Raw genomic sequence first — 21,222 nt, forward strand, 5'->3', positions numbered from 1 at the left:
ATAATATATGAAAGCATAAGAAAGTTAAAACGACTAATAAAACTTAAAGAACAGTTTAAAAAAATTAAACAAATTATTTCAAATTTATTGCATCTATCATTATTCATAATTAAGTGTTAATTTTTGTTTAACCTTTTAAAACATAAGTTAAACATTTTGTATATTTGAGTAGATATGATATTAAACACAACACATTATAACGCAGAGCACAAAACTATAATATCTGACTTAATTGGCAGACCTTTTAGTTTGGTACAGAAGTTGAGATTAAGGGGTATAGGCTCTAAACGCATGATTATTGACAATGTCAGTCCAAATATGATGTCGTTAATGAACAAAGTGTCAGATACTAATTATGCAAATATTGAGTTAAGACCGAAAGGGATTTTAATAATGGTAAATAAAGGATTAAAAAATTTCACATGGATTATTCCTTTCTATCAATTAGTAATTTACAAAACAAATGGCTCTAGCATTCATGCTCAAGGCCGTTTTATACATTTTAGAAACAATATTACATTTAAAGAAAACAAAACGTTTTTTAATAAATTAATGGATCTAAAAATTAATTATGATTTAGAATATGCAATACCCTACGGAATATGAATTTAGACCTTAGAGCTGTAGACCGAATTATAGAAATGGCATGGGAAGATAGAACCCCTTTTGAAGCCATTACCTTTCAATTTGATTTGAAAGAACAAGAAGTCATTAACTTAATGAGAAAAGAGTTAAAACCAAGTAGTTTTAGAATGTGGCGGAAACGCGTACAGGGAAGATCTACTAAACACATAAAAAAAAGAACGTTTGACAAAGGCAGATTTAAGTGTTCACGTCAAAAAACAATAACAAATAACTCTATTTCAAAACGATAACTCGTGCTTTGATTTAAGTCTGGAGTACTTAAATACAGCACATTAAAAAGATTTAATGAATACAAATACAACTTCAAAAACAAATGAAAATTCTTTTAATGGTTTCTCTACAGAAGCGATTGGAGATGATCATTTATTTACCAATTTAGACACACCAATGAAGCCTAATGCTTTTGAGATGTCTAACGACGAAAAGAAAAACCGTGTTGCTATATTATTTTCAGAAATAATGGATGTTTTAGGTTTGGACCTTAATGATGATTCACTAAAAGGAACACCGGACCGTGTTGCAAAGATGTATGTAGAAGAAATATTTTCAGGGTTAGACCCTAAAAATAAGCCAAAAGTGACTCTTTTTGAAAATAAATACCAATATAATCAAATGGTAGTCGAAAAAAATATTACCTTATACTCTAATTGTGAGCATCATTTTGTTCCAATTATAGGAAAAGCACATGTGGCATACAAATCTTCGGGGAAAGTTATAGGACTTTCTAAATTAAACCGAATTGTACAATATTATGCTAAACGTCCTCAAGTTCAAGAACGTTTAACAAACCAGATTGCAAATGAACTAAAAACGGTTTTAGAAACCGAAAATGTTGCTGTAATAATAGATGCAAAACACTTATGTGTATCATCTAGAGGAGTTAAAGATGATGCTTCTACCACAGTAACAACCTATTATGGAGGTGAATTTAACACCGCTTCAAAAATTGTCGAATTACAAAACTATTTAAAAAATTAAGCTATGGAAACAGTAGAAAAGGCTTTAGAATTTGAAAACAGAAAATTTTCATTTAAAACAACAAGTGACAGAATATTAGCAGCTAGAGAAGCTAAGGATTTAATATTAGAAGTCAACGAATTATATAAAAAAGAAAAGGACGCTAAACTTATGGATATTATGAAGCGTTTGACCGTTATTAAACAAAAAATTGAAAAACGATTAAAAGGAAGACCTTTAACAGCTACATCTTAATATATATAAGATGAAGAGATTAATAGTTATTGGAGGAAGCAAAGGTATAGGCAAAGCAATTGTCACATCTTTGCTTTCTTTTTATGATGAAATTGTAAACATAAGCAGAACAGAACCTGAAGAATCTCATCCCAATTTAAAGCATTACAATTGTAATATTTTAACGGATGAATTACCTCATATTGAAGAAGCAAACGGATTAGTATATTGCCCAGGAAGTATTAACCTGAAGCCAATAAACAGATTAAGCATAGAAGATTTTAGGGATGACTTTGAAATCAATGTTATTGGAGCTGTAAAAGCAATTCAAAAGTATATACCTGCACTAAAAAAGGGAAATAACCCCTCTATTGTGCTTTTTAGTACAGTTGCTACAAAATTAGGGATGCCTTTTCACGCTAGTGTAGCAGCATCAAAATCAGCCGTTGAAGGTCTAACAAAATCCTTAGGAGCAGAATTAGCACCAACGATAAGAGTTAATGCCATTGCTCCTACTGTAACGAATACAGAATTAGCTTCTAAACTTTTAAGGAATGAGCGCATGATTGAAAACATGAACGAACGCCATCCTTTAAAAAAGTATTTACAACCAGAAGAAGTTGCAGATATGGCAGCATTTTTATTATCTGATAAATCAGCTTCTCAGTCTGGTCAGATATTTGAAATGGATTGTGGTATTGTAAGTTTTAAATTGTAATTTCTATTTTAGAAATAAAAAACACAATCAATTACTATTAGGTTTTTGATTATAATTAAGCAGAGCGTACCGTAAAATGTTTTACGATACGCTCTGTTATTTTATATAGAATTGGTTTCACAATAAAGTAATAAAGCTTCTTTATAATGAAATCATATATTACAATATTTGCATATAACTTATAAAGATTACCCTTCTAAATTATACATAACTACATTTTATGACTTGAGGCTTTATGCCTTTTTAAATAAACGTGTAAGACACATAAGCATATTTTGCTCTGTAATATCAAAATCACCATCTGCAAAGAAAATTGCCTTTATATCTTCTAAAAGTAAGTCGATATCTTCTTTAGTATAGAGGTGTTGTTCTAAACTAGCTGTAATTTTCTTAATACTTTGATAATCATTATCATCTTCAAACTCTTCGTGAATTTCTTTAAATGATTCCTTATCAACTTTAGAGATAATTAATTTACGCTCTACTTCAGACTCTTTAAAGTCTGCATTCGCAGCGAAAAGCAAAATGTAAGCGACGAGTTCGTCTCTTGTCCAATCTATTCTGTTCATTTTATATTTATGTTAAACTTCCATATTCGGTCCATGATCCATCATAGACAATTAATTGTTTATAATCACAAATTGTGGCTGCTAATGCTAAAATACAAGCGGTAATACCAGATCCACAACTAAAGACTAAAGGACTTTGTTCTTCGACTAAAATATTAAATATTTTTGAGAGTTCTTCCTTTGGTCGTAATTTATAACCATTTAATAATAGTGTGTAAGGTATATTTTTTGAATTAGGAATCGTTCCACGCCTTAATCCTTCCTTAGGTTCGTCTACCTCACAATTAAAACGCGCTTCCGATCTCGCATCAACAATTAATGCATCAGAATCTTTTTGAAAGGCTTTAATACCTTCAAAATTAGTCATTAAATCACCATGAAAAACAGCTTTAAAATTACCTAGTTTATAATTTTGATTGTTATAATTCTCAATTTGAAAATCTTGAAGTTGCCATTCTGGTAATCCACCATTTAAAACAGCAATATTTTCAAAGCCAAAAACTTTAAATAGCCACCAAACTCTTGCACTTGAATATATCCCTTTGTCATCGTAAACAACAATAGCAGATTCAGAATTTATACCTAATAACTGGGCTTCTTTTTCAAATTGTTCTTTTGAAGGTAATGTGCTTGGAAAAGGTGCCGAAATATCGCTAAATTTCTTTTTGATATCAAAAAATCTAGCATTTGGTATACGGGTTGAATTAGTATCGATCACTTTATTAATTGTAGCATCTAACACAATTAAGTTAGAAGAATTAATGTGATTATTAAGCCACTCTACAGAAACTACGTTAGAACTTATATCGATTGTTTTCAATATCTTATTTATTAAAAATATTAGACTGAACACTACATACTAATTCAAATTTCATTTATACGTTTTATTTGATTGTTATAAATTTAAAAATAATTTTGAATCCAACGTTATGCAAATTAAGAATCTAAGTCAAAAGTTTCTGAAGGGTTCTCGTGTTCTTTATAATCTAACATGTTTTCCCCATCTGCAATGATAGAACAAACAGCAGCATCTCCAGTTACATTTACAACCGTTCTAAACATGTCTAAAATTCTATCTACAGGAAAAATTATAGCAATCCAAGCCGGGTTAAGACCTACAGAACTCAATACAATAATTAACATTACTAAACCTGCACTTGGTACTGCTGCTGAACCAACAGAAGCTAAAGTTGCCGTTAAAACAACAGTAACTTGCTGTGCTATGGTTAAATCTATCATGTGCATTTGTGCCAAAAAGATAACAGCAACGGCTTGATAAAGACTTGTACCATCCATATTTACAGTTGCCCCAATTGGCAATACAAAACTGCTTATTTTTTTATCGACTCCTAAATTTTCTTCTACACATTCCATAGTAACAGGAAGTGTAGCAGCACTACTTGATGTTGAAAAAGCTAAAGTTTGCGCAGGACTCATTGCTTTAAAAAAGCCTTTATATGGGATTTTCTTCACGAAAATCTTTAAAATCATTGGATAAATTACAAATATCATTAAAAGCAATCCAATTAAAACAGTCATAGAATACCAACTTAATCCTTTAAAAATCTCTACAACTTTACCTATGTCATCTCCAGCCATTTTACTAACCACACCTGCTAATAAAGCAAACACAAAAAATGGTGCACCTTGCATAACAATATCCACCATTTTAAGAAAAACTTCATTAACACCATTTACAAAATTTAGTACAGGTGATGCCTTTTCTGAAGGCACAAATAATAAACAGACCCCAAAGAAAATGGCAAAAAATATAATTTGAAGCATTCGACCGTTATTAGATAACGATTGAAAAAAGTTACTAGGAACAATATCTACTAAAGCTTGTAATGGAGTAGCATCTTTACGCGTTTTAACTGTTTTCATTTTATCTGAGACAGCCGCATCTTTTAATTGACTTTTTGATAATTCTGAAATTTCTTGGGCACGTTCAAAAAATTCTGGTTTTTGAAGATAGTTAATCCCATCTTTAATTACATGTCCTTCATTAGAAGCCCAAATTTCGTAACTGATACGATTGTCTATTCGGCTTTGTTCATCTATAAGTTCTCCTGGTTTAACTAAGTTTACGAGTACTAATCCTAATGAAATAGCCATAATTGTGGTTACCAAATATATCCCCAAAGTTTTTCCTCCCATGCGGCCTAAACTTTTAGGATCACCAATATTAGCAACACCTCCTATTATAGAAAATAAAACTAGCGGAACAGCAATCAACTTTAATAAATTAATAAAAATAGTTCCGAATGGATCGATCCAATTAATAGTAAATTGGCTCCATCCCATTGTGCTTGAAATTAAAGCCCAAATGATTCCTAAAACCATTCCTATTATAATCTTCCAGTGTAATGCTAGTTTTTTCATAAGCTATATTCCTCTTAAAATAGGAATTTCTTCAATATTTATTAGGGTTTAATGTGATATCTATTCAACTTGATAAAAAGTAACACACTTTAATTTTTAATTTACCAATCTCTAGACTCTTGTCTACGCAAAAGGATATTATCTGCAATGACTAAAGCAGCCATAGCCTCAACAATAGGCACCGCCCTTGGTACAACACAAGGATCGTGTCTGCCTTTTCCTTGCATTTCTACAATTTCTCCGGCACTATTTAATGCATCTTGTTTCTGAATTACGGTAGCAACAGGTTTAAAAGCGACTCTAAAGTAAATATCCATACCATTACTAATACCTCCTTGTATACCTCCAGATAAATTAGTTATTGTACTTCCGTCTTTATTAAATAAATCGTTATGCTCACTTCCTGTCATTTTTGCACCACAGAAACCACTACCATATTCAAAACCTTTAACGGCATTGATGGACAACATGGCTTTTCCTAATTCAGCATGCAATTTATCAAAAACAGGTTCACCTAATCCAACAGGGACGTTTTGTATAACACAAGTAATTGTCCCTCCTATGGTGTCTCCTAATTTTTTAATTTCTTCTACTTTAGTAATCATTTTCTCTGCAGTAGCTTCATCTGGACAACGAATAGCGTTAGATTCTGTTTTACTAAAATCTAGAGCCTGATAAGGTTTATCTATAAAAATTTCTCCTACAGAAGACGTAAATGCGTTTATTTTAATTGATGCTATAAATTGTTTTGCAATAGCACCGGCAACAACTCTAGAAGCTGTTTCTCGAGCAGAACTACGTCCTCCTCCTCTATAATCTCTTACTCCATACTTTTTTTCGTAAGTATAATCTGCATGACTAGGACGATATACATCTTTAATATGCGAGTAATCTTTAGATTTTTGATTGGTATTATGAATTACAAAACCTATAGGCGTTCCGGTAGTAACACCCTCAAAAACACCTGAATAAAACTCTACAGTATCGGGTTCTTTTCGTTGTGTAACTATTTTAGACTGACCAGGTTTGCGGCGATTTAACTCATTCTGAATCGCTTCAAAATCTAGTTCAATTCCCGATGGACAACCGTCTATAACACCACCTATTGCTGCTCCATGAGACTCGCCAAATGTGGTGAGTTTGAATAACTTTCCGAATGAATTTCCTGCCATTACAATATAATTTTACGCTAATGTAAATGTTCTAAGACAGAAACAAAAATTGAAAAGTGCTTTTTACTGTGTTATTTCAATGTTAACATGGTTTTTAACTTACTTATTTTTCATAACAAAATAGTAACAATTTGCTTATAGTAAATTAATCATTGGTTTACAGTCTATTAACTAGAAACCTTGTTCTTTGTAACATATTCAAAAAACACATTGTGAATTTAAAACGAAAAGTTGAAATAGCCGTTATCTCTGATGTACACTTGGGTACCTTTGGGTGCCAAGCAAAACAACTTTTAACTTACCTGAATAGTATTGAACCTAAAAAACTAATTTTAAATGGGGATATTATTGATATCTGGCAATTTAAAAAACGTTACTTCCCAAAATCACATTTAAGTGTCATAAAAAAAATCATGGATTTTGCTGCAAATGGTGTTGAAGTCGTTTATATCACAGGGAATCATGATGAAATGCTTCGAAAATTCACTGATACCGAAATCGGAAACATATCAATCGTTAATAAGTTAGTCTTAGACTTAGATGGTAAAAAAGCATGGTTTTTTCATGGTGATGTGTTTGATATCTCTATTCAGAATGCAAAATGGTTAGCAAAACTAGGTGGATGGGGTTACGATTTTTTAATCTTAATTAATGGTTGTGTTAATTGGTGCTTGCTAAAAATGGGGAGAGAACGTTATTCTTTATCTAAAAAAATAAAGAATAGTGTAAAAGGTGCTATCAAATATATTAACGATTTTGAAGAAGTTGCCACCGATTTAGCTATTAAAAATGGTTATGATTATGTGATTTGCGGACACATTCATCAACCAAAAATGCTTGTTAAAGAGAATAAATTAGGAAAAACAACTTACTTAAACTCTGGTGATTGGGTTGAAAATTTTACAGCGCTAGAATACCAATTCAAACGCTGGAAAATTTACAACTATAATAATGATAAATTAAGTCCTTTTTTTGCCGATGAAGACATTAAAGAGATGAACACACAAGATCTCATTGCGGCTATTACCATTGTTGAGCAACCTAAAAGAAAGAAAAAATTAAAGTAATGCTTCCTTTAATATTGTAATTGGATGTTTTGCTTTTCTACCTGTTCCATCTTTAATTTGATGTCTACAACTTGTTCCATTTGCTGAAATCATAGTATCTTCTGAAGCTTTTCTAATCGCAGGAAATAACGTTTGCTCACCTATTTGCATACTCACATCGTAGTGCTCTTTTTCGTACCCAAAACTTCCTGCCATACCACAACAACCACTAGGTATAACTGTGACTTTATAATTTGTAGGAAGGTTTAAAACATCAAAACTAGATTTCTGATTGGCTAATGCTTTTTGATGGCAATGACCATGAAATTTAATAGTCTTCGCTTCTTTAGTAAATTGATCTGAAGTAATATGTCCTAACGTAATTTCTTGCTGAATAAATTCTTCTATAATAAACGTATGCTTTGCGATAGATTTTGCTGCTTCTTTATCATCCGCTAACTTAAGATACTCATCTTTAAACGTTAATATAGCTGAAGGTTCTATTCCTATTAAAGGGGTGTTTTCTGATATTAAATCTTTAAAATGCGAAACATTTTTATTAGCCATTTTCTTGGCATCTTTCACTAAACCTTTAGATAACATAGCACGACCAGATTCTGAATGAGAAATAAGGTTTACTTTATAATTTAAGGTTGTTAAAAGTGAAATGGCATCTACTCCTATTTCGGTATCTAAATGATTAGTAAACTCATCATTGAACAGATATAGTTCTTTAATAAATTTGCCTTTAAATTCTTGATTACTGAAACCTTTAAACTCTTTTTCTAAACTCTTATATGATATTAAAGGTAAACTTCTTTCTTTAGCAATTCCGCCAACAGATTTTATGATAGAACTTGTAAAACTATTGGTAAACATAAAATTGGTGATACCAGGAACAAGGCTTGCAAAACCGTTAATCTTATTATTAAAAGCAAATAGTTTTGTACGCATTGGTACACCATTTACTTTCTGATATTGGTATTGAAACTCAGCTTTTAAACTTGCAATATCTACACTACTTGGACATTCGCTTTTACAAGCTTTACAACTTAAACATAAATCGAAAACTTCTTTTAACTCTTTATGATCAAAGCGATTGGCTTTTTCGGAATTGGTTAAAAATTCTCTCAATGTATTAGCACGACCTCTAGTAGTATCCTTTTCGTTTCTTGTGGCTCTATAACTCGGACACATAACACCTCCAAACTCAGGTAATTTTCTACAATCACCAGAACCATTACATTTTTCTGCTGCACGTAAAATTCCTTGAGATTCCGAAAAGTCGAGTAAAGTTTCAATTTCAGGTTCTTTTCTCCCTACTTCATAACGTAAACTTTTATCCATAGGATAAGCATCTACAATTTTCCCTGGATTAAAAATATTATTAGCATCAAAAACCGATTTAATTCGTTTTACGATGGTATAATTAGCTTCCCCAATCATCAGAGGAATAAATTCTGCCCGTACAATACCATCTCCATGTTCTCCAGACATAGAACCTTTGTATTTCTTAACTAATTTGGCAACATCAGTTGTTATTTTTCGAAATAAAACAACATCCTCTTTCTGTTTTAAATCTAGTATTGGTCTTAAATGCAACTCCCCTGCTCCTGCATGAGCATAATACACCGCGTTTTGGTGATAAGACTTCATTAATGCTGTAAACTCAGAAATATAAGCATCTAAATCTTCAACAGCCACGGCCGTATCCTCAATACAAGCTACCGCTTTTTTATCGCCTATAATATTTCCTAACAATCCTAAACCAGCTTTTCGTAATTCTACAGCTTTATCAATATCTTCCCCTTTTAAAATTGGCGCCGCATAAGATAATTGAAGTGTGTTTACTGCAATTAAAAATTGTTCAATATCCTTATGTAATTGCGCTTCTGTATCTGCTTTTAATTCACACATTAAAATAGCAGCAGGTTCACCTTCTACAAATTTTCGGTTTTCTTGCTGTGTTTTATTGTGTTTTGTAAGATTTAAAATGGTATGATCCATCATCTCACACGTATGCAAATTATATTGCATTACAGTTGCTACAGACTTTAAACAGTTAGCTATACTTTCAAAATGTAAAGCTATTATAGCACTTTCTGTTGGTGGCAACACATCTAATTGTAATGTGATTTCTGTTGTAAAAGCTAATGTTCCTTCACTACCAGACAATAATTGACACATATTAAAATCTACGTCTGAATTGGATAAAGCTGACGATTTTATCAATTCATCAATAGCATAACCTGTATTTCTTCGGTGTATTTCTGGCTTAGGGAAATTATCTTGAATTTGCTTCTGAACAATTTCTGATTTCAACTCGTTATAGATCTTGTTATAAATAGCGCCTTCAAGATTATCTAATTTTAATTTTTCTTGAAATGCTTCCTTAGATAAATTTGAAAATTCAGCATCACTTCCATCACTTAAAATAGTTTTTAGATTGATAACTTTTTCACGAGTTACTCCATATTGAATAGATGTGGTTCCGGAAGAGTTGTTACCAACCATTCCACCAATCATACAACGGTTAGAAGTGGATGTATTTGGCCCAAAAAATAATCCAAAGGGTTTTAAATAATTATTAAGTTCATCTCTAACTACGCCTGGTTGTACGGTTACTGTCCGTGCTTTTTCATTAATATCTAAAATTCTGGTAAAATGTTTAGAAACATCTACTACAATCCCCTCACCAACACACTGACCCGCTAAAGATGTACCTGCTGTTCTAGGAATTAAAGATGTTTTATTGTTATTTGCAAAAGCAATCAATAATTTAATATCATTATTGTCTTTTGGTAAAGCTACTGCCAAAGGAAGTTTTCTATATACCGAAGCGTCCGTTGCATATAACTTTTGCATTAAATCATCAGTATGTAATTCTCCTTTTAATTTTGATTTTAAAGTTTGAAACTCTAAGCGCATTTCATTTTTCATAAGGGTTAATAATCGATCGAAACGAGTTATAAATTTGTCTTAAAAAAATGGTCAATCAGTCAATTTAGATTTAATTTTGACGTTATGAAGATTAGTATTAAACAAGATGCTAAAATTATGAATTTAAACTGTAAAATTATTATGAAGAAATTATTTTTATTAGGATTATTTACCATTGGATTTATAGGATTATCAAGTGCTCAAGAAATTGCTGACAATGCAATTGGACTTCGTTTAGGAGATAGTGATGGATTTGGTACTGAAATCTCTTACCAACATGCATTAGGAGGTAATAATAGATTAGAAGCTGATTTGGGTTGGAGAAGTGGTAATGAGTATGATGGATTTAAATTAGCTGGTTTATACCAATGGATATGGAATATAGAAGGTGGATTTAACTGGTACGCAGGTGCTGGTGGAGGACTAGGGTCTTATAGTTATGATAATTATTATAATGATAATAGCGACTATGACGAAACTTTTGTTTTTGTTGCGGGTGACGTAGGATTAGAATACAGTTTTGACTTTCCTTTATTACTATCTCTAGATTTTAGACCTGAATTAGGTTTTGGAGATAATAATGATGATTTAGATTTTGATATTGCCTTAGGTGTGAGATACCAATTCTAAAAAAACAATAGCACATAATATATTAAACCACCTTTAACGAGGTGGTTTTTTTATGCTAAAAATATCTGTTTTAATTAGGTTGTTTTTCGCTTAAATATTTCCAATAGCGTTTGGGAATATGTCTAATATGAAGTTTCATGTTTTTACGTGATTCAATATTGGTGGCTTTAAAATAATCTTGCCATAGTTTTTGAAACTCGAATTCTTGTGTGGCAAAAAATGCATCGTTTGTTTTGGTGAAATCGAAATTCTCAGGAAAATCCATTTGCATTACTTCTACATTTTGCAAATCATAAAACATTCCATAATTCCGTTTAATATCATAGATCACCCATTTTTGATCTGCATAACGTCTTTTAAAATGCTTTTCAATTAAAGGCAACACGTTAAAATCGGGTTCTATATTGGAGAAATAAATAGCATCTTTTGTAAGTCTGAATCGCACAAAAGCTTCCATTCTATGTTTTTCTCTCCCAACAGATTTTGCAATTTGTGCTATTTTTAAAATAGACGGATGCGAATAATCTTTATCTACTTTTTTATGCTGCGAAAAGGCATATTGTATATAATCTAAAAGCAAGTCTTCTACTCCACTCTGTTCACTTAAAAACGCATAATATAATTGGTAACTTCCTTGTGAGGATAGTTTAGATTTTATGCCTTTCCATACCCGGTTGGCTTTAGCTTCATCTGTATGAATGGTTTCATTTTCTGAAAACAAACCTTGTTGTACAGTAAATTCACTTTGAATTGTTACCGTTTTCAGCTTCTGTTCAAACACATAAAAAACAGCAGACAGAAATCCATCAAATGTACCATCATATATTAAGTTTTTAGCTGTCATTTAACCGAATAAATTCAATTGATTACTTAGTGTTTTTTGATATTTGCTAGTTGAATTCTGAAGTATAAATCCTTTAATTTTTTCGGGTGTTAAATCTCGTTTTTCAAACTGATTACTTTCACACACCATAAAATATTGCGCTCTATTTAAAGCAACTCCTATTTTTTTAAGGTGTCCCCAATTTAATCTTCTAAAACGTCTAGCATTAATAATTTTAAATACCGATTTCATGCCTAAACCTGGTATTCTGGCTAACATACGCTGGTCTGCAGTATTCACATCTACAGGAAATTCATGTAAATTCCGCAAGGCCCAACTTAATTTGGGGTCTACGTCTAAATCTAAATTCTGATGTTTTTCGTTTAAAATTTCGCTGACATCAAAACCATAAAAACGCATGAGCCAATCGGTTTGGTACAATCTATTTTCGCGAAGCATTGGCACCTCGCTTCCTATTTGCGGCAATCGACTATCATAACTTATAGGCACGTAACCCGAATAATAAACGCGTTTTAAATTATAATTTTTATAAAAATGATTAGACGTTTGCATGATCTGAAAATCATTTTCACCACTCGCGCCTATAATCATTTGTGTGCTCTGACCTGCAGGAGCAAATTTGGGTGTACTTTTTATAATTTTCTTTTCAGCATTGTATTGAATAATTTCATTTTTCACCTTTACCATTGGCTTAATAAAATCTTCTCGTTTTTTATCTGGTGCTAATTTTTTTAGTCCTGCTTCTGTAGGTATTTCAATATTAACGCTTAATCGGTCTGCGTAGAGTCCGGCTTCACGCATTAATTCATCTGAAGCTCCAGGAATAGATTTTAAATGAATATAGCCATTGAAGTTCTCTTCTTGTCGTAATTTTTTAGCCACAGCGACCAAGCGTTCCATGGTATAATCGGCACTTTTAAAGATACCTGAACTTAGAAAAAGCCCTTCAATATAATTCCTTCGATAAAAATTAATCGTTAAATCTACCACTTCTTGCACTTTAAAAGCCGCACGTTTAACATCGTTACTTTTTCGGGTAACGCAATATGCACAATCAAAGATACAATGATTGGTGAGGAGAATTTTGAGTAATGACACACAGCGACCATCTTCGGTATAGGAATGACAAATCCCCATGCCTGTGGCATCACCTAATCCTTTGTTGGTATTAGCACGCCTACTTCCGCTAGACGAGCATGACACATCATACTTTGCAGCATCTGCTAGTATTTTTAATTTTTCTTGTGTACGTTGAAATGACAAATGTTTTCCTCTTTAAATTTTAATTTATTTTGTAAAACACAAAACTACTACATATAACAGCTTTAAGTTGCTTCTAATTGTAGCAAGTAGTAATTGTAATTCTTAAACGTGTAAATGGGTTAAGATTTTTAGGAAATCCTTTAAATGCTTTTAGTAGTAAAACGTAAATTTAATTATTATGAAAAAATTCATAGTCTTAATCGCAATAATCCTGAATCAACATATGAGTGCACAGCACATAATTCCTAAAGATATAAAAGAAAACGTAGAAACGGCTCTGCACTATTATCCGCAATTAGAGCATACTAAAATTGAATTTCGGTTTAAGAAAAGTATAAAAAAATCGACCATGCAAGCGCAGCCTGTTCTTAGTAGTTTTTTTAAGAGCAGAAAAAACAGAAGTTATGTGATATTGATAAGTGAAAAATTTCAGATTGCAGATAAGGAATTTTCAACACGTCATATTCCAGATGATATATTTATTGGGTGGATTGGTCATGAATTAGGTCACGTGATGGATTACCAAAATCGAAGTAAACTAAACTTAGTTTGGTTTGGCTTAAAATATCTTTTATCTCAAAATCATATTATAGAAGCGGAGCGTGCTGCCGATAGTTTTGCTGTGGCTCATGGCATGGAAGGTTATATTTTAAAAACTAAAGACTTCATTTTAAACCATGCAGATATTACACAATCTTATAAAGATCGTATTATAAAATATTATCTGTCTCCAGAAGAAATTATGGAATTGGTAGAACACCGAGATGCAGAAAAATCTCTTGCTAGAGATTAATGAATGTTTATTTTTATAAAAAATATGTTAAAGGCAAAAAGCTATTATTTGAATAATAGCTTTTTTTATACTTAAATCGTTCGACTTAATTATTGTTAATTAATGAAGGCTTCCCAATCTGCAAATTTTTCTTCTCCCATTACACGCTCCATTTTTACTTGCCCTCCTTTTTTCTTATTTCTTTCGTTCCAATCGTGAAAACGACTTGGTGAAATTACTTTGACCTTTACACCTTTTAAAGCTTTGCTTCTTGCTACTTTATAATTTTTATTGGCTGTTTTTAACGCGTCATCTAAAGCATTTGCCATTTGTTTTTCATCTGCACCTTTAAGGTCAGATCCTAAATACCAATAATGATAAAATTCATCATCATCTCCACGTTTGGCGCAAATGGTATATTCAGGAATTGTAGTATTAAATTGTTCTTCTAATTCTCGCATGGCAGTATCCATTTTATTTACTGACAATTGAGAACCCACGGTGTTAAGAAAGAATTTTGTTCGACCTGTAATTTTAATTTCAGCACGTTCAATATTTGTAAATTCAATAGTATCACCTATTAAATAACGCCAAGCACCACTAACGGTACTAATTATTAAAACGTAATCTTGATCTAATTCAACTTCGTCTAAAGTTAAAGCTGGTGCTTCATTTTTAAGAGAACCGTCTTCATTTATGTATTCAGGTTTAAAGGGCACAAATTCAAAATAAATACCATTATCTGTATTTAATTGCATGGCATCAGTTTCTGGTCTGACTTGCGTTGCAATATAACCTTCAGAAGCTAAATAGGTATCAATTACTGTGACAGGTTTACCTAGTAAAGCCTTAAAACTTTTTTCATAAGGTGCGAAAGCTACACCTCCAGATGTATATACTTGTAAGTTTGGCCAAATCTCATGAATATTATTTAGATTATGATAGTCTATTACTTTTTGAAGCATCAATTCTATCCAAGATGGAATTCCGCTTAAAGCTCCAATATCCCAATCTTCAGCGCGTTCTGCTATTTTTTGCACACGCTCGTCCCAATCTTCAATTTGCGAAATCTCTTCGCCTGGTTTATAATAGCCTTTAAACCACGATGGAATATTACTAGCACTTATACCACTAATTTCACCCTCTAAATGATTATTGCTTTCTTCTAGGTCCGTTGAGCTACCAAGCATCATAATTTCTTTTTCGAAAAAATCGGCAGGAAGATCAAAATTCTTTAGAGCAAACACCTGTTTGATTCCTGCATTTCTTATGGCTTCAATCATGGCATCTGTTACCGGAATTCTTTTACTCGTTTTTCCTGTAGTACCAGAGCTTAAAGCAAAATATGATGGTTTTCCTGGCCAAGTAACATCGCTTTCGCCTTCATGATATTTATGCCACCACTTATTATTAATTTGATTATAATCGAAATAAGGTACAGACTTAGCAAAACTTTTTTGCGGATTAGAAGTTTCTAATATATGTTCAAAATCATAAAATTTACCGAACTGCGTATTCTTAGCGGTTTCTAGTAATTCTTTTAAGACTTTTTCTTGTGCTTCTTCATGAATTATTTCAGACGAAAATGTGTCTTTCAATTCAATTACTCCTTTTATTATGTTTCCTAAGATGGCCATTTTTTCGATTCTAGTGGTTAAATTTTATGTTGCCACTAAGGTCTTTAAAATGGTAAAAAGAACGTATTCCGTTTGCTAAAAGAATTAACCCATTTAAAAAATTTTGATTAGAAGTCTATTTCTTTCAATATTAAAAAATAAAACTAGTGCATTTAGCGTTCTTATTTCAACCACAAATTATTTTAAACTCTGTAATTTAATCCGATTAATTAAAAAATTATATGAGTTAAAGTAATCTAGCCAACCATGACATATTTAGAGGAACAAAAAATAAAAAATATATGGATGATTGGTTTAAATTTTCAACAGATGGATTTCTATCTATTATACTAACTGCTATAGGTATTTATATCGCTTTAATAATTTTAACACGAATAAGCGGTAAGCGTAGTTTTTCTAAAATGTCTAGCTTCGATTTTGCAATGACGGTTTCTATTGGTTCCATTTTAGCTACTGTTATTGTATCTAAATCGGTATCGCTTCAATATGGAATTCTTGGTTTAGCTATTATATATAGTCTACAAATGTTGGTTGCAACATTTAGGCAATGGCAACCTATTCAAGATTTAGTAGACAATAAACCTACTTTCTTAATGAAGAATGGTCAACTTTTAAAAGATAATCTTAAAAAATGTAAAGTGACCGAATCTGACGTAAAAGCCAAATTACGAGAAGCTAATGTTATTCAAATTTCTGAAGTAAAAGCGGTAATTTTTGAATCTACAGGAGATATTTCTGTTTTACATGGTTCTGATGATAAAATGATTGATACTTGGATTATTGATTTTTAAAACCAATTAAGTTATAGAATTTTTTCTGATATGAATGTTGTAGTCTAATTTCATTAGAGTTTATTTATGATGAAAATCGTAAAAATTATGTAGTTTTGCACATCTAAAAATTAAAAATTTATCATAATGAAAGATACTGCTTTATCTACTACTCACGAAGCACTTGGTGCAAAAATGGTTCCTTTTGCTGGTTATAATATGCCTGTACAATACGAAGGTGTAAATGCCGAACATGAAACTGTAAGGAAAGCTGTTGGTGTTTTTGATGTATCTCATATGGGAGAGTTTTTAATTGAAGGGCCAAATGCTTTAGCTTTAATACAAAAAGTATCGAGTAATGATGCTGCTAAACTAGACATTGGAAACGCACAATACAGCTGTTTACCAAATGATGATAATGGTGTTGTAGATGATTTAATTATCTATAAATTAAAAGAAGAAACCTATTTATTAGTCGTTAATGCTAGTAATATAGAAAAGGATTGGAACTGGATTGCTTCTAAAAATGATGTTGGTGCAGAAATGCGTAATTTAAGTGAAGATTATTCTTTATTAGCCATACAAGGTCCTAAAGCTGTAGAAGCTATGCAATCTTTAACAAGTCATGATTTATCAGCTATTAAATTTTATAACTTTATTGTTGGTGATTTTGCAGGTATTGAAAACGTAATTATTTCGGCTACGGGTTATACAGGTAGTGGTGGATTTGAAATTTATTGTAAAAACACAGAAGTAAAACAAGTTTGGGATAAGGTTTTTGAAGCTGGTGCCGAATTTGGAATTAAGCCTATTGGTTTAGCCGCAAGAGACACTTTGCGTTTAGAAATGGGTTACTGTTTATATGGTAATGATATTGATGATACTACGTCTCCTATTGAAGCAGGTTTAAGTTGGGTTTGTAAATTCAACAAAGAATTTACAAATAGTGAAGCTTTAAAGGCTGAAAAAGAAAATAAACCAGAACGCAAATTAGTAGCTTTTAAACTTGACGAACGCGGAATTCCACGTCATGGTTATCCTATTGTAGATGCAGAAGGACAAACAATTGGTGAGGTAACATCAGGAACTATGAGTCCAAGCTTAAGTATTGGTATTGGCATGGGATATGTAACTAAAGCATATGCTGCTGTAGATAGTAAAATATTTATTCAGGTACGTAAAAAAGCGATTCCTGCAACGGTTGTAAAACCTCCTTTTTATAAAGGATAATTGATTAGAATGTTGCTTTATTAATGACAGAAAAGAAATTAGATTCACAAAAGCATCGTATACTTATACTTGGTGCAAGTGGCTACATCGGAAATGCTATTTATAAAGAGTTAAATCCTTATTTTAAAACTTTTGGGACTTACAGAACACCTTTAAAAGCCTTTGAAATTAATAAACAGTTCTTCAACTATAACCTAGAGGAAGATGATGTTTATAAAATTTTAGAGGCTTGTAAACCAACCATTATTATCTCTGCGCTTCGCGGAAATTTTAATGCACAGGTCATTGCGCATCAACACATTGCAGAATATGCTTTGACCTTTGGTTCTAAAATTATTTTTCTATCATCTGCCAATGTTTTTGATGCTTATAGTAAATATCCAAGTTACGAATTAGATAAAACATTAAGTCATAGTGTTTACGGTCATTTTAAAATAAAAATAGAGAATTTATTTTTACGTCTTCCAGAAGAACAAGTGGCTATTATTAGAATCCCTATGCTATTTGGTGCTGCTTCTCCTAGGATTGAAGAGCTAAAACTAGCCATTACAGAAAATGAAGCTGTTGAAATATTTCCTAATTTAATAATGAATGTGATGCTTGATAAAAAGCTAACACAACAAATTCATTATATTATTAACAGAAATGAGCATGGCGTTTTACATTTAGGAAGTACCGATTTGGTATATCATAATGAATTTATTGAAGAAATCATTGCTATTTTAACGGATAAAAAAGTAGTTTTAAAACAAGTTTACACCACTAATGAAGATCGATATTTAGCGGTTCTTCCAAAATTTAATAAGTTACCCAAACACCTTCAAATTACGAGTCAAGAAATCATTAAAGAACTCGCAAAATGAGTTTATTAAACTAGGATTATTTCAAATAAAACAATTCATATATAATTTAAATTTAACAAAAAGTATTTAAAATTAAAATATATAATCGCTAATTCTTCTTCAAAAGACTTCAGATTACTTGTTTTTAGCCCTATTAAGCTTCTACCCCGTTATTTTTTGTATTTAAATCCATTCGAATTCAAACATTTTTCAATAATTTCTTAGATTTGCTATGGTTAAAAATTTCACCTAGTAAATTCTTTGTGTTATTTCAATTATACCGCAGTAAAATATAATATCTAACAAGATTCTTGTTGTAACAAGAACTTAAAATAAATTTTAAAATGGGAAGAGCTTTCGAATTTAGAAAAGCAAGGAAAATGAAACGTTGGTCAGCTATGAGCAAAGCCTTTACGCGTATTGGTAAAGATATTGTAATGGCGGTAAAAGATGGTGGTCCGGATCCTGATAGTAATTCGCGTTTAAGAGCTGTAATTCAGAATGCAAAGGCTGTAAATATGCCAAAGGTTAATGTAGAGCGTGCTATTAAAAAAGCGAGTGAAAAAGGCCAAGGTGATTATAAGGAAGTCCTTTTTGAAGGTTATGCACAGCATGGTATTGCTGTATTAGTTGAAACAGCAACGGATAATAATACCCGTACGGTAGCTAATGTTCGTTCTTATTTTAACAAAACAGATGGTAGTTTAGGAACTTCTGGTTCGGTTGTTTTTATGTTTGATCATACTTGTAATTTTAAAATTAAAGGTGATGATTTAGATTTAGAAGAATTAGAATTAGAGCTTATAGATACTGGTGTGGATGAAATTTTTGAAGACACCGATGAAGATGAAGACGGAACGGAACATACAAGTGTATTGATTTATGCACCGTTTGAGAGTTTTGGAAGTATTCAGTCTTATTTAGAGGAAAATAATATTGAAATTATTTCTTCTGGATTTGAACGTATTCCACAAGTTACAAAACAAGTAACTCCAGAACAAGCTGAGGATGTTGAGAAACTTCTAGAGAAATTAGAAGAAGATGATGATGTACAGAATGTATATCATACCATGGAAGAAACTGCAGAATAGTTTCTTACCCTAATTATTATTGACATTTACATATAAAAAAAATGTTATGTTTTTTTTGAGTTATTCAAATATTTAGTTTAACTTAATTGTTTAATAATCAACACTAAACACACAAATTTGTTTATTTTCGGATAGGTTTGTGTGTTTAAAAGTGATTTAATTATACGATTAACATGACTATAACACTTCTACCTTTAAAACATAATAACCTCGATATCATTGGGATTAAATTTGCTTTTAATTATGAATTAAAATCTCAATTAAAAACATACGAAGCTGTTAAATGGTCTAAGACTCTACGTGTTTTCTATGTTCCAGATAATGCAATTCACAGACGAGGAATATATAATTTTCTAAGAGAAAAAGGGCATTATATGGATTATGGAGCTTTAAAAAAGCCTGTAGCAAAAGCCAATACAAAATCAAAAAAAATACTTAAGAGTTCTCAAATAGAACTTTACAAAAATCTACCAAGAGAAAAACGAATACTTATTAAGGAATGTATTGGTTACTTAAAAGGTAAGCGTTTAAGTGAAAGTACAATATCTACCTATGGTCATTTTATACTTCGTTTTGTAGATTTTACCAAAGAGATTCCTAAAACCGAATGGAATATAAGAACACTCGAGCTATTTTTAGAGAAAGTGATCGCTTACGAAAATTACAGCATTAGCAGTCATAGACAATGCATTAGTGCTTTAAAATATTTTACAGCTTTTTGTAATGTTCCTGATTTTGACTCTCAAAATATTGAACGCCCTAAAAAGAGCAGATACCTACCTGTTGTTTTATCTAAAGAAGAAGTTATTGATCTTTTACAGGTTACCAAAAATCTAAAACATCGTGCTATTATTGGACTAATTTATTCTAGTGGATTAAGAATAGGAGAATTATTGAATTTACAACTAAGAGATATAGACTTAGACAGAAATCAATTATACGTTAAACAAGGTAAAGGCAGAAAAGACAGAACGGTTGTTTTGAGTCAGGTTTTAAAACCTCTACTTAATAATTATATTAGTACATACCGGCCAAAAACTTATTTTGTAGAAGGGCAACAAGGCAATATTTATAGTGCAAGTTCTGTGCGTAGTTTTTTAAAGAAATCGTGTGAATTAGCGAATATTTCGAAAAGCGTAACACCACATACATTAAGGCATAGTTTTGCAACACATATGCTAGAGAACGGTGTAGACTTACGCTATATTCAAGTTCTTTTAGGGCACAGTAAACCAGAGACCACAATGATATATACTCATGTGGCTCAGCATAGCTTAATGGAAATAAAGAGTCCTTTAGACGTTACAGTTGGAAATTTAGTTAAAAAGGATAATAACAACGAAAAACTGCTGTTATCCCGAAAATTTCAATGATAATTCACTATTATTGTGATGATATAACCAGTTGTAGCCAATGCGAGAAAATGATTGCTAAAGACCAAAATATCGCTTTATTAACTGTTGCAAAAGCAGCCTCGGAA

21 protein-coding genes are annotated in these 21,222 nt (G+C 31.5%); 13 read left to right on the plus strand and 8 right to left on the minus strand.

Going from position 1 to position 21,222, the window contains the following annotated elements; all coding sequences use genetic code 11:
* The first annotated feature begins 174 nt into the window (after positions 1 to 174).
* From HSX10_RS14085 to HSX10_RS14105, 5 genes are read left to right on the plus strand one after another with little or no spacing between them, the layout of a single operon-like run.
* Positions 175 to 606, plus strand: coding sequence for a hypothetical protein (locus HSX10_RS14085; RefSeq protein ID WP_173588873.1), 432 nt, complete (start codon positions 175 to 177; stop codon positions 604 to 606).
* Positions 603 to 875 (plus strand): TIGR03643 family protein, encoded by a 273-nt coding sequence (locus HSX10_RS14090; protein WP_173588874.1) that lies wholly within the window; start codon positions 603 to 605, stop codon positions 873 to 875. The genes HSX10_RS14085 and HSX10_RS14090 overlap by 4 nt, the downstream gene beginning before the upstream one ends.
* 55 nt (positions 876 to 930) lie before the next feature.
* Positions 931 to 1,623: a GTP cyclohydrolase I FolE gene (gene folE / locus HSX10_RS14095; RefSeq protein WP_173588875.1), complete on the plus strand. Its 693-nt coding sequence runs from the start codon at positions 931 to 933 to the stop codon at positions 1,621 to 1,623.
* Positions 1,624 to 1,626: 3 nt separating this feature from the next.
* Positions 1,627 to 1,857: a hypothetical protein gene (locus HSX10_RS14100; RefSeq protein ID WP_173588876.1), complete on the plus strand. Its 231-nt coding sequence runs from the start codon at positions 1,627 to 1,629 to the stop codon at positions 1,855 to 1,857.
* Between the two features lie 10 nt (positions 1,858 to 1,867).
* Entirely contained in the window at positions 1,868 to 2,554 is a 687-nt protein-coding gene (locus HSX10_RS14105; RefSeq protein ID WP_173588877.1) for an SDR family NAD(P)-dependent oxidoreductase, read from the plus strand.
* Positions 2,555 to 2,787: 233 nt separating this feature from the next.
* On the opposite strand, the gene HSX10_RS14110 is transcribed toward HSX10_RS14105, so the two are convergent.
* From HSX10_RS14110 to aroC, 4 genes are all read right to left on the minus strand, one after another.
* Entirely contained in the window at positions 2,788 to 3,123 is a 336-nt protein-coding gene (locus HSX10_RS14110; RefSeq protein WP_173588878.1) for a hypothetical protein, read from the minus strand.
* 7 nt (positions 3,124 to 3,130) lie between these two features.
* A complete protein-coding gene (locus tag HSX10_RS14115) occupies positions 3,131 to 3,943 on the minus strand; it encodes a sulfurtransferase (RefSeq protein WP_173588879.1) in 813 nt (270 codons plus the stop codon).
* A 116-nt stretch (positions 3,944 to 4,059) separates the two neighbouring features.
* Positions 4,060 to 5,505 carry a dicarboxylate/amino acid:cation symporter gene (locus HSX10_RS14120; protein ID WP_173588880.1) on the minus strand — a complete coding sequence of 482 codons (1,446 nt, stop codon included), beginning with the start codon at positions 5,503 to 5,505 and terminating at the stop codon, positions 4,060 to 4,062.
* A gap of 101 nt (positions 5,506 to 5,606) precedes the next feature.
* Positions 5,607 to 6,677 (minus strand): chorismate synthase, encoded by a 1,071-nt coding sequence (aroC, locus tag HSX10_RS14125; protein WP_173588881.1) that lies wholly within the window; start codon positions 6,675 to 6,677, stop codon positions 5,607 to 5,609.
* 212 nt (positions 6,678 to 6,889) lie between these two features.
* Here aroC and HSX10_RS14130 point away from each other — a divergent pair, with 212 nt between their 5' ends.
* A complete protein-coding gene (locus HSX10_RS14130) occupies positions 6,890 to 7,744 on the plus strand; it encodes a UDP-2,3-diacylglucosamine diphosphatase (RefSeq protein WP_173588882.1) in 855 nt (284 codons plus the stop codon).
* Here HSX10_RS14130 and HSX10_RS14135 read toward each other — a convergent pair.
* Complete coding sequence (locus tag HSX10_RS14135; protein ID WP_173588883.1) at positions 7,736 to 10,663, minus strand: FAD-binding and (Fe-S)-binding domain-containing protein; 2,928 nt, start codon at positions 10,661 to 10,663, stop codon at positions 7,736 to 7,738. The two genes, HSX10_RS14130 and HSX10_RS14135, sit on opposite strands and share 9 nt — an antisense overlap.
* 141 nt (positions 10,664 to 10,804) lie before the next feature.
* On the opposite strand from HSX10_RS14135, the gene HSX10_RS14140 reads away from it, so the two are divergent.
* Positions 10,805 to 11,293, plus strand: coding sequence for a hypothetical protein (locus tag HSX10_RS14140; protein ID WP_173588884.1), 489 nt, complete (start codon positions 10,805 to 10,807; stop codon positions 11,291 to 11,293).
* 70 nt (positions 11,294 to 11,363) lie between these two features.
* Here HSX10_RS14140 and HSX10_RS14145 read toward each other — a convergent pair whose 3' ends face one another.
* Both HSX10_RS14145 and HSX10_RS14150 read right to left on the minus strand, forming a co-directional pair.
* Positions 11,364 to 12,137 carry a TIGR03915 family putative DNA repair protein gene (locus tag HSX10_RS14145; protein WP_173588885.1) on the minus strand — a complete coding sequence of 258 codons (774 nt, stop codon included), beginning with the start codon at positions 12,135 to 12,137 and terminating at the stop codon, positions 11,364 to 11,366.
* Positions 12,138 to 13,400, minus strand: a complete 1,263-nt coding sequence (locus HSX10_RS14150; protein ID WP_173588886.1) for a putative DNA modification/repair radical SAM protein — start codon at positions 13,398 to 13,400, stop codon at positions 12,138 to 12,140.
* 178 nt (positions 13,401 to 13,578) lie between these two features.
* On the opposite strand from HSX10_RS14150, the gene HSX10_RS14155 reads away from it, so the two are divergent.
* Complete coding sequence (locus HSX10_RS14155) at positions 13,579 to 14,193, plus strand: hypothetical protein (protein ID WP_254453245.1); 615 nt, start codon at positions 13,579 to 13,581, stop codon at positions 14,191 to 14,193.
* 95 nt (positions 14,194 to 14,288) lie between these two features.
* Here the strand turns inward: HSX10_RS14155 and HSX10_RS14160 are convergent, their stop codons facing one another.
* Positions 14,289 to 15,809, minus strand: a complete 1,521-nt coding sequence (locus tag HSX10_RS14160) for a GH3 family acyl-acid amido synthetase (RefSeq protein WP_173588887.1) — start codon at positions 15,807 to 15,809, stop codon at positions 14,289 to 14,291.
* A gap of 281 nt (positions 15,810 to 16,090) precedes the next feature.
* On the opposite strand from HSX10_RS14160, the gene HSX10_RS14165 reads away from it, so the two are divergent.
* From HSX10_RS14165 to xerA, 5 genes are all read left to right on the plus strand, one after another.
* The gene (locus tag HSX10_RS14165) at positions 16,091 to 16,600 is read left to right on the plus strand and encodes a DUF421 domain-containing protein (RefSeq protein ID WP_173588888.1); all 510 of its coding nucleotides are present in this window, start codon (positions 16,091 to 16,093) and stop codon (positions 16,598 to 16,600) included.
* A 126-nt stretch (positions 16,601 to 16,726) separates the two neighbouring features.
* The gene (gene gcvT, locus HSX10_RS14170; RefSeq protein WP_173588889.1) at positions 16,727 to 17,809 is read left to right on the plus strand and encodes a glycine cleavage system aminomethyltransferase GcvT; all 1,083 of its coding nucleotides are present in this window, start codon (positions 16,727 to 16,729) and stop codon (positions 17,807 to 17,809) included.
* Between the two features lie 23 nt (positions 17,810 to 17,832).
* Positions 17,833 to 18,672 carry a sugar nucleotide-binding protein gene (locus HSX10_RS14175; RefSeq protein ID WP_173588890.1) on the plus strand — a complete coding sequence of 280 codons (840 nt, stop codon included), beginning with the start codon at positions 17,833 to 17,835 and terminating at the stop codon, positions 18,670 to 18,672.
* 323 nt (positions 18,673 to 18,995) lie between these two features.
* Positions 18,996 to 19,742 carry a YebC/PmpR family DNA-binding transcriptional regulator gene (locus tag HSX10_RS14180; protein ID WP_173588891.1) on the plus strand — a complete coding sequence of 249 codons (747 nt, stop codon included), beginning with the start codon at positions 18,996 to 18,998 and terminating at the stop codon, positions 19,740 to 19,742.
* A 173-nt stretch (positions 19,743 to 19,915) separates the two neighbouring features.
* The gene (xerA, locus tag HSX10_RS14185) at positions 19,916 to 21,115 is read left to right on the plus strand and encodes a site-specific tyrosine recombinase/integron integrase (protein ID WP_173588892.1); all 1,200 of its coding nucleotides are present in this window, start codon (positions 19,916 to 19,918) and stop codon (positions 21,113 to 21,115) included.
* Positions 21,116 to 21,222: the final 107 nt, after the last annotated feature.

It is taken from the genome of Winogradskyella undariae (assembly GCF_013285155.1).
Lineage (GTDB): Bacteria > Bacteroidota > Bacteroidia > Flavobacteriales > Flavobacteriaceae > Winogradskyella > Winogradskyella undariae.

Bases quoted from the DNA above. Each gene is read 5' to 3' on its own strand.
- HSX10_RS14085 (WP_173588873.1), top strand. From the start codon at position 175: ATGATATTAAACACAACACATTATAACGCAGAGCACAAAACTATAATA.
- HSX10_RS14090 (WP_173588874.1), top strand. From the start codon at position 603: ATGAATTTAGACCTTAGAGCTGTAGACCGAATTATAGAAATGGCATGG.
- folE (WP_173588875.1), top strand. From the start codon at position 931: ATGAATACAAATACAACTTCAAAAACAAATGAAAATTCTTTTAATGGT.
- HSX10_RS14100 (WP_173588876.1), top strand. From the start codon at position 1,627: ATGGAAACAGTAGAAAAGGCTTTAGAATTTGAAAACAGAAAATTTTCA.
- HSX10_RS14105 (WP_173588877.1), top strand. From the start codon at position 1,868: ATGAAGAGATTAATAGTTATTGGAGGAAGCAAAGGTATAGGCAAAGCA.
- HSX10_RS14110 (WP_173588878.1), bottom strand. From the start codon at position 3,123: ATGAACAGAATAGATTGGACAAGAGACGAACTCGTCGCTTACATTTTG.
- HSX10_RS14120 (WP_173588880.1), bottom strand. From the start codon at position 5,505: ATGAAAAAACTAGCATTACACTGGAAGATTATAATAGGAATGGTTTTA.
- aroC (WP_173588881.1), bottom strand. From the start codon at position 6,677: ATGGCAGGAAATTCATTCGGAAAGTTATTCAAACTCACCACATTTGGC.
- HSX10_RS14135 (WP_173588883.1), bottom strand. From the start codon at position 10,663: ATGAAAAATGAAATGCGCTTAGAGTTTCAAACTTTAAAATCAAAATTA.
- HSX10_RS14140 (WP_173588884.1), top strand. From the start codon at position 10,805: ATGAAGAAATTATTTTTATTAGGATTATTTACCATTGGATTTATAGGA.
- HSX10_RS14145 (WP_173588885.1), bottom strand. From the start codon at position 12,137: ATGACAGCTAAAAACTTAATATATGATGGTACATTTGATGGATTTCTG.
- HSX10_RS14155 (WP_254453245.1), top strand. From the start codon at position 13,579: ATGAAAAAATTCATAGTCTTAATCGCAATAATCCTGAATCAACATATG.
- HSX10_RS14160 (WP_173588887.1), bottom strand. From the start codon at position 15,809: ATGGCCATCTTAGGAAACATAATAAAAGGAGTAATTGAATTGAAAGAC.
- HSX10_RS14165 (WP_173588888.1), top strand. From the start codon at position 16,091: ATGGATGATTGGTTTAAATTTTCAACAGATGGATTTCTATCTATTATA.
- gcvT (WP_173588889.1), top strand. From the start codon at position 16,727: ATGAAAGATACTGCTTTATCTACTACTCACGAAGCACTTGGTGCAAAA.
- HSX10_RS14175 (WP_173588890.1), top strand. From the start codon at position 17,833: ATGACAGAAAAGAAATTAGATTCACAAAAGCATCGTATACTTATACTT.
- HSX10_RS14180 (WP_173588891.1), top strand. From the start codon at position 18,996: ATGGGAAGAGCTTTCGAATTTAGAAAAGCAAGGAAAATGAAACGTTGG.
- xerA (WP_173588892.1), top strand. From the start codon at position 19,916: ATGACTATAACACTTCTACCTTTAAAACATAATAACCTCGATATCATT.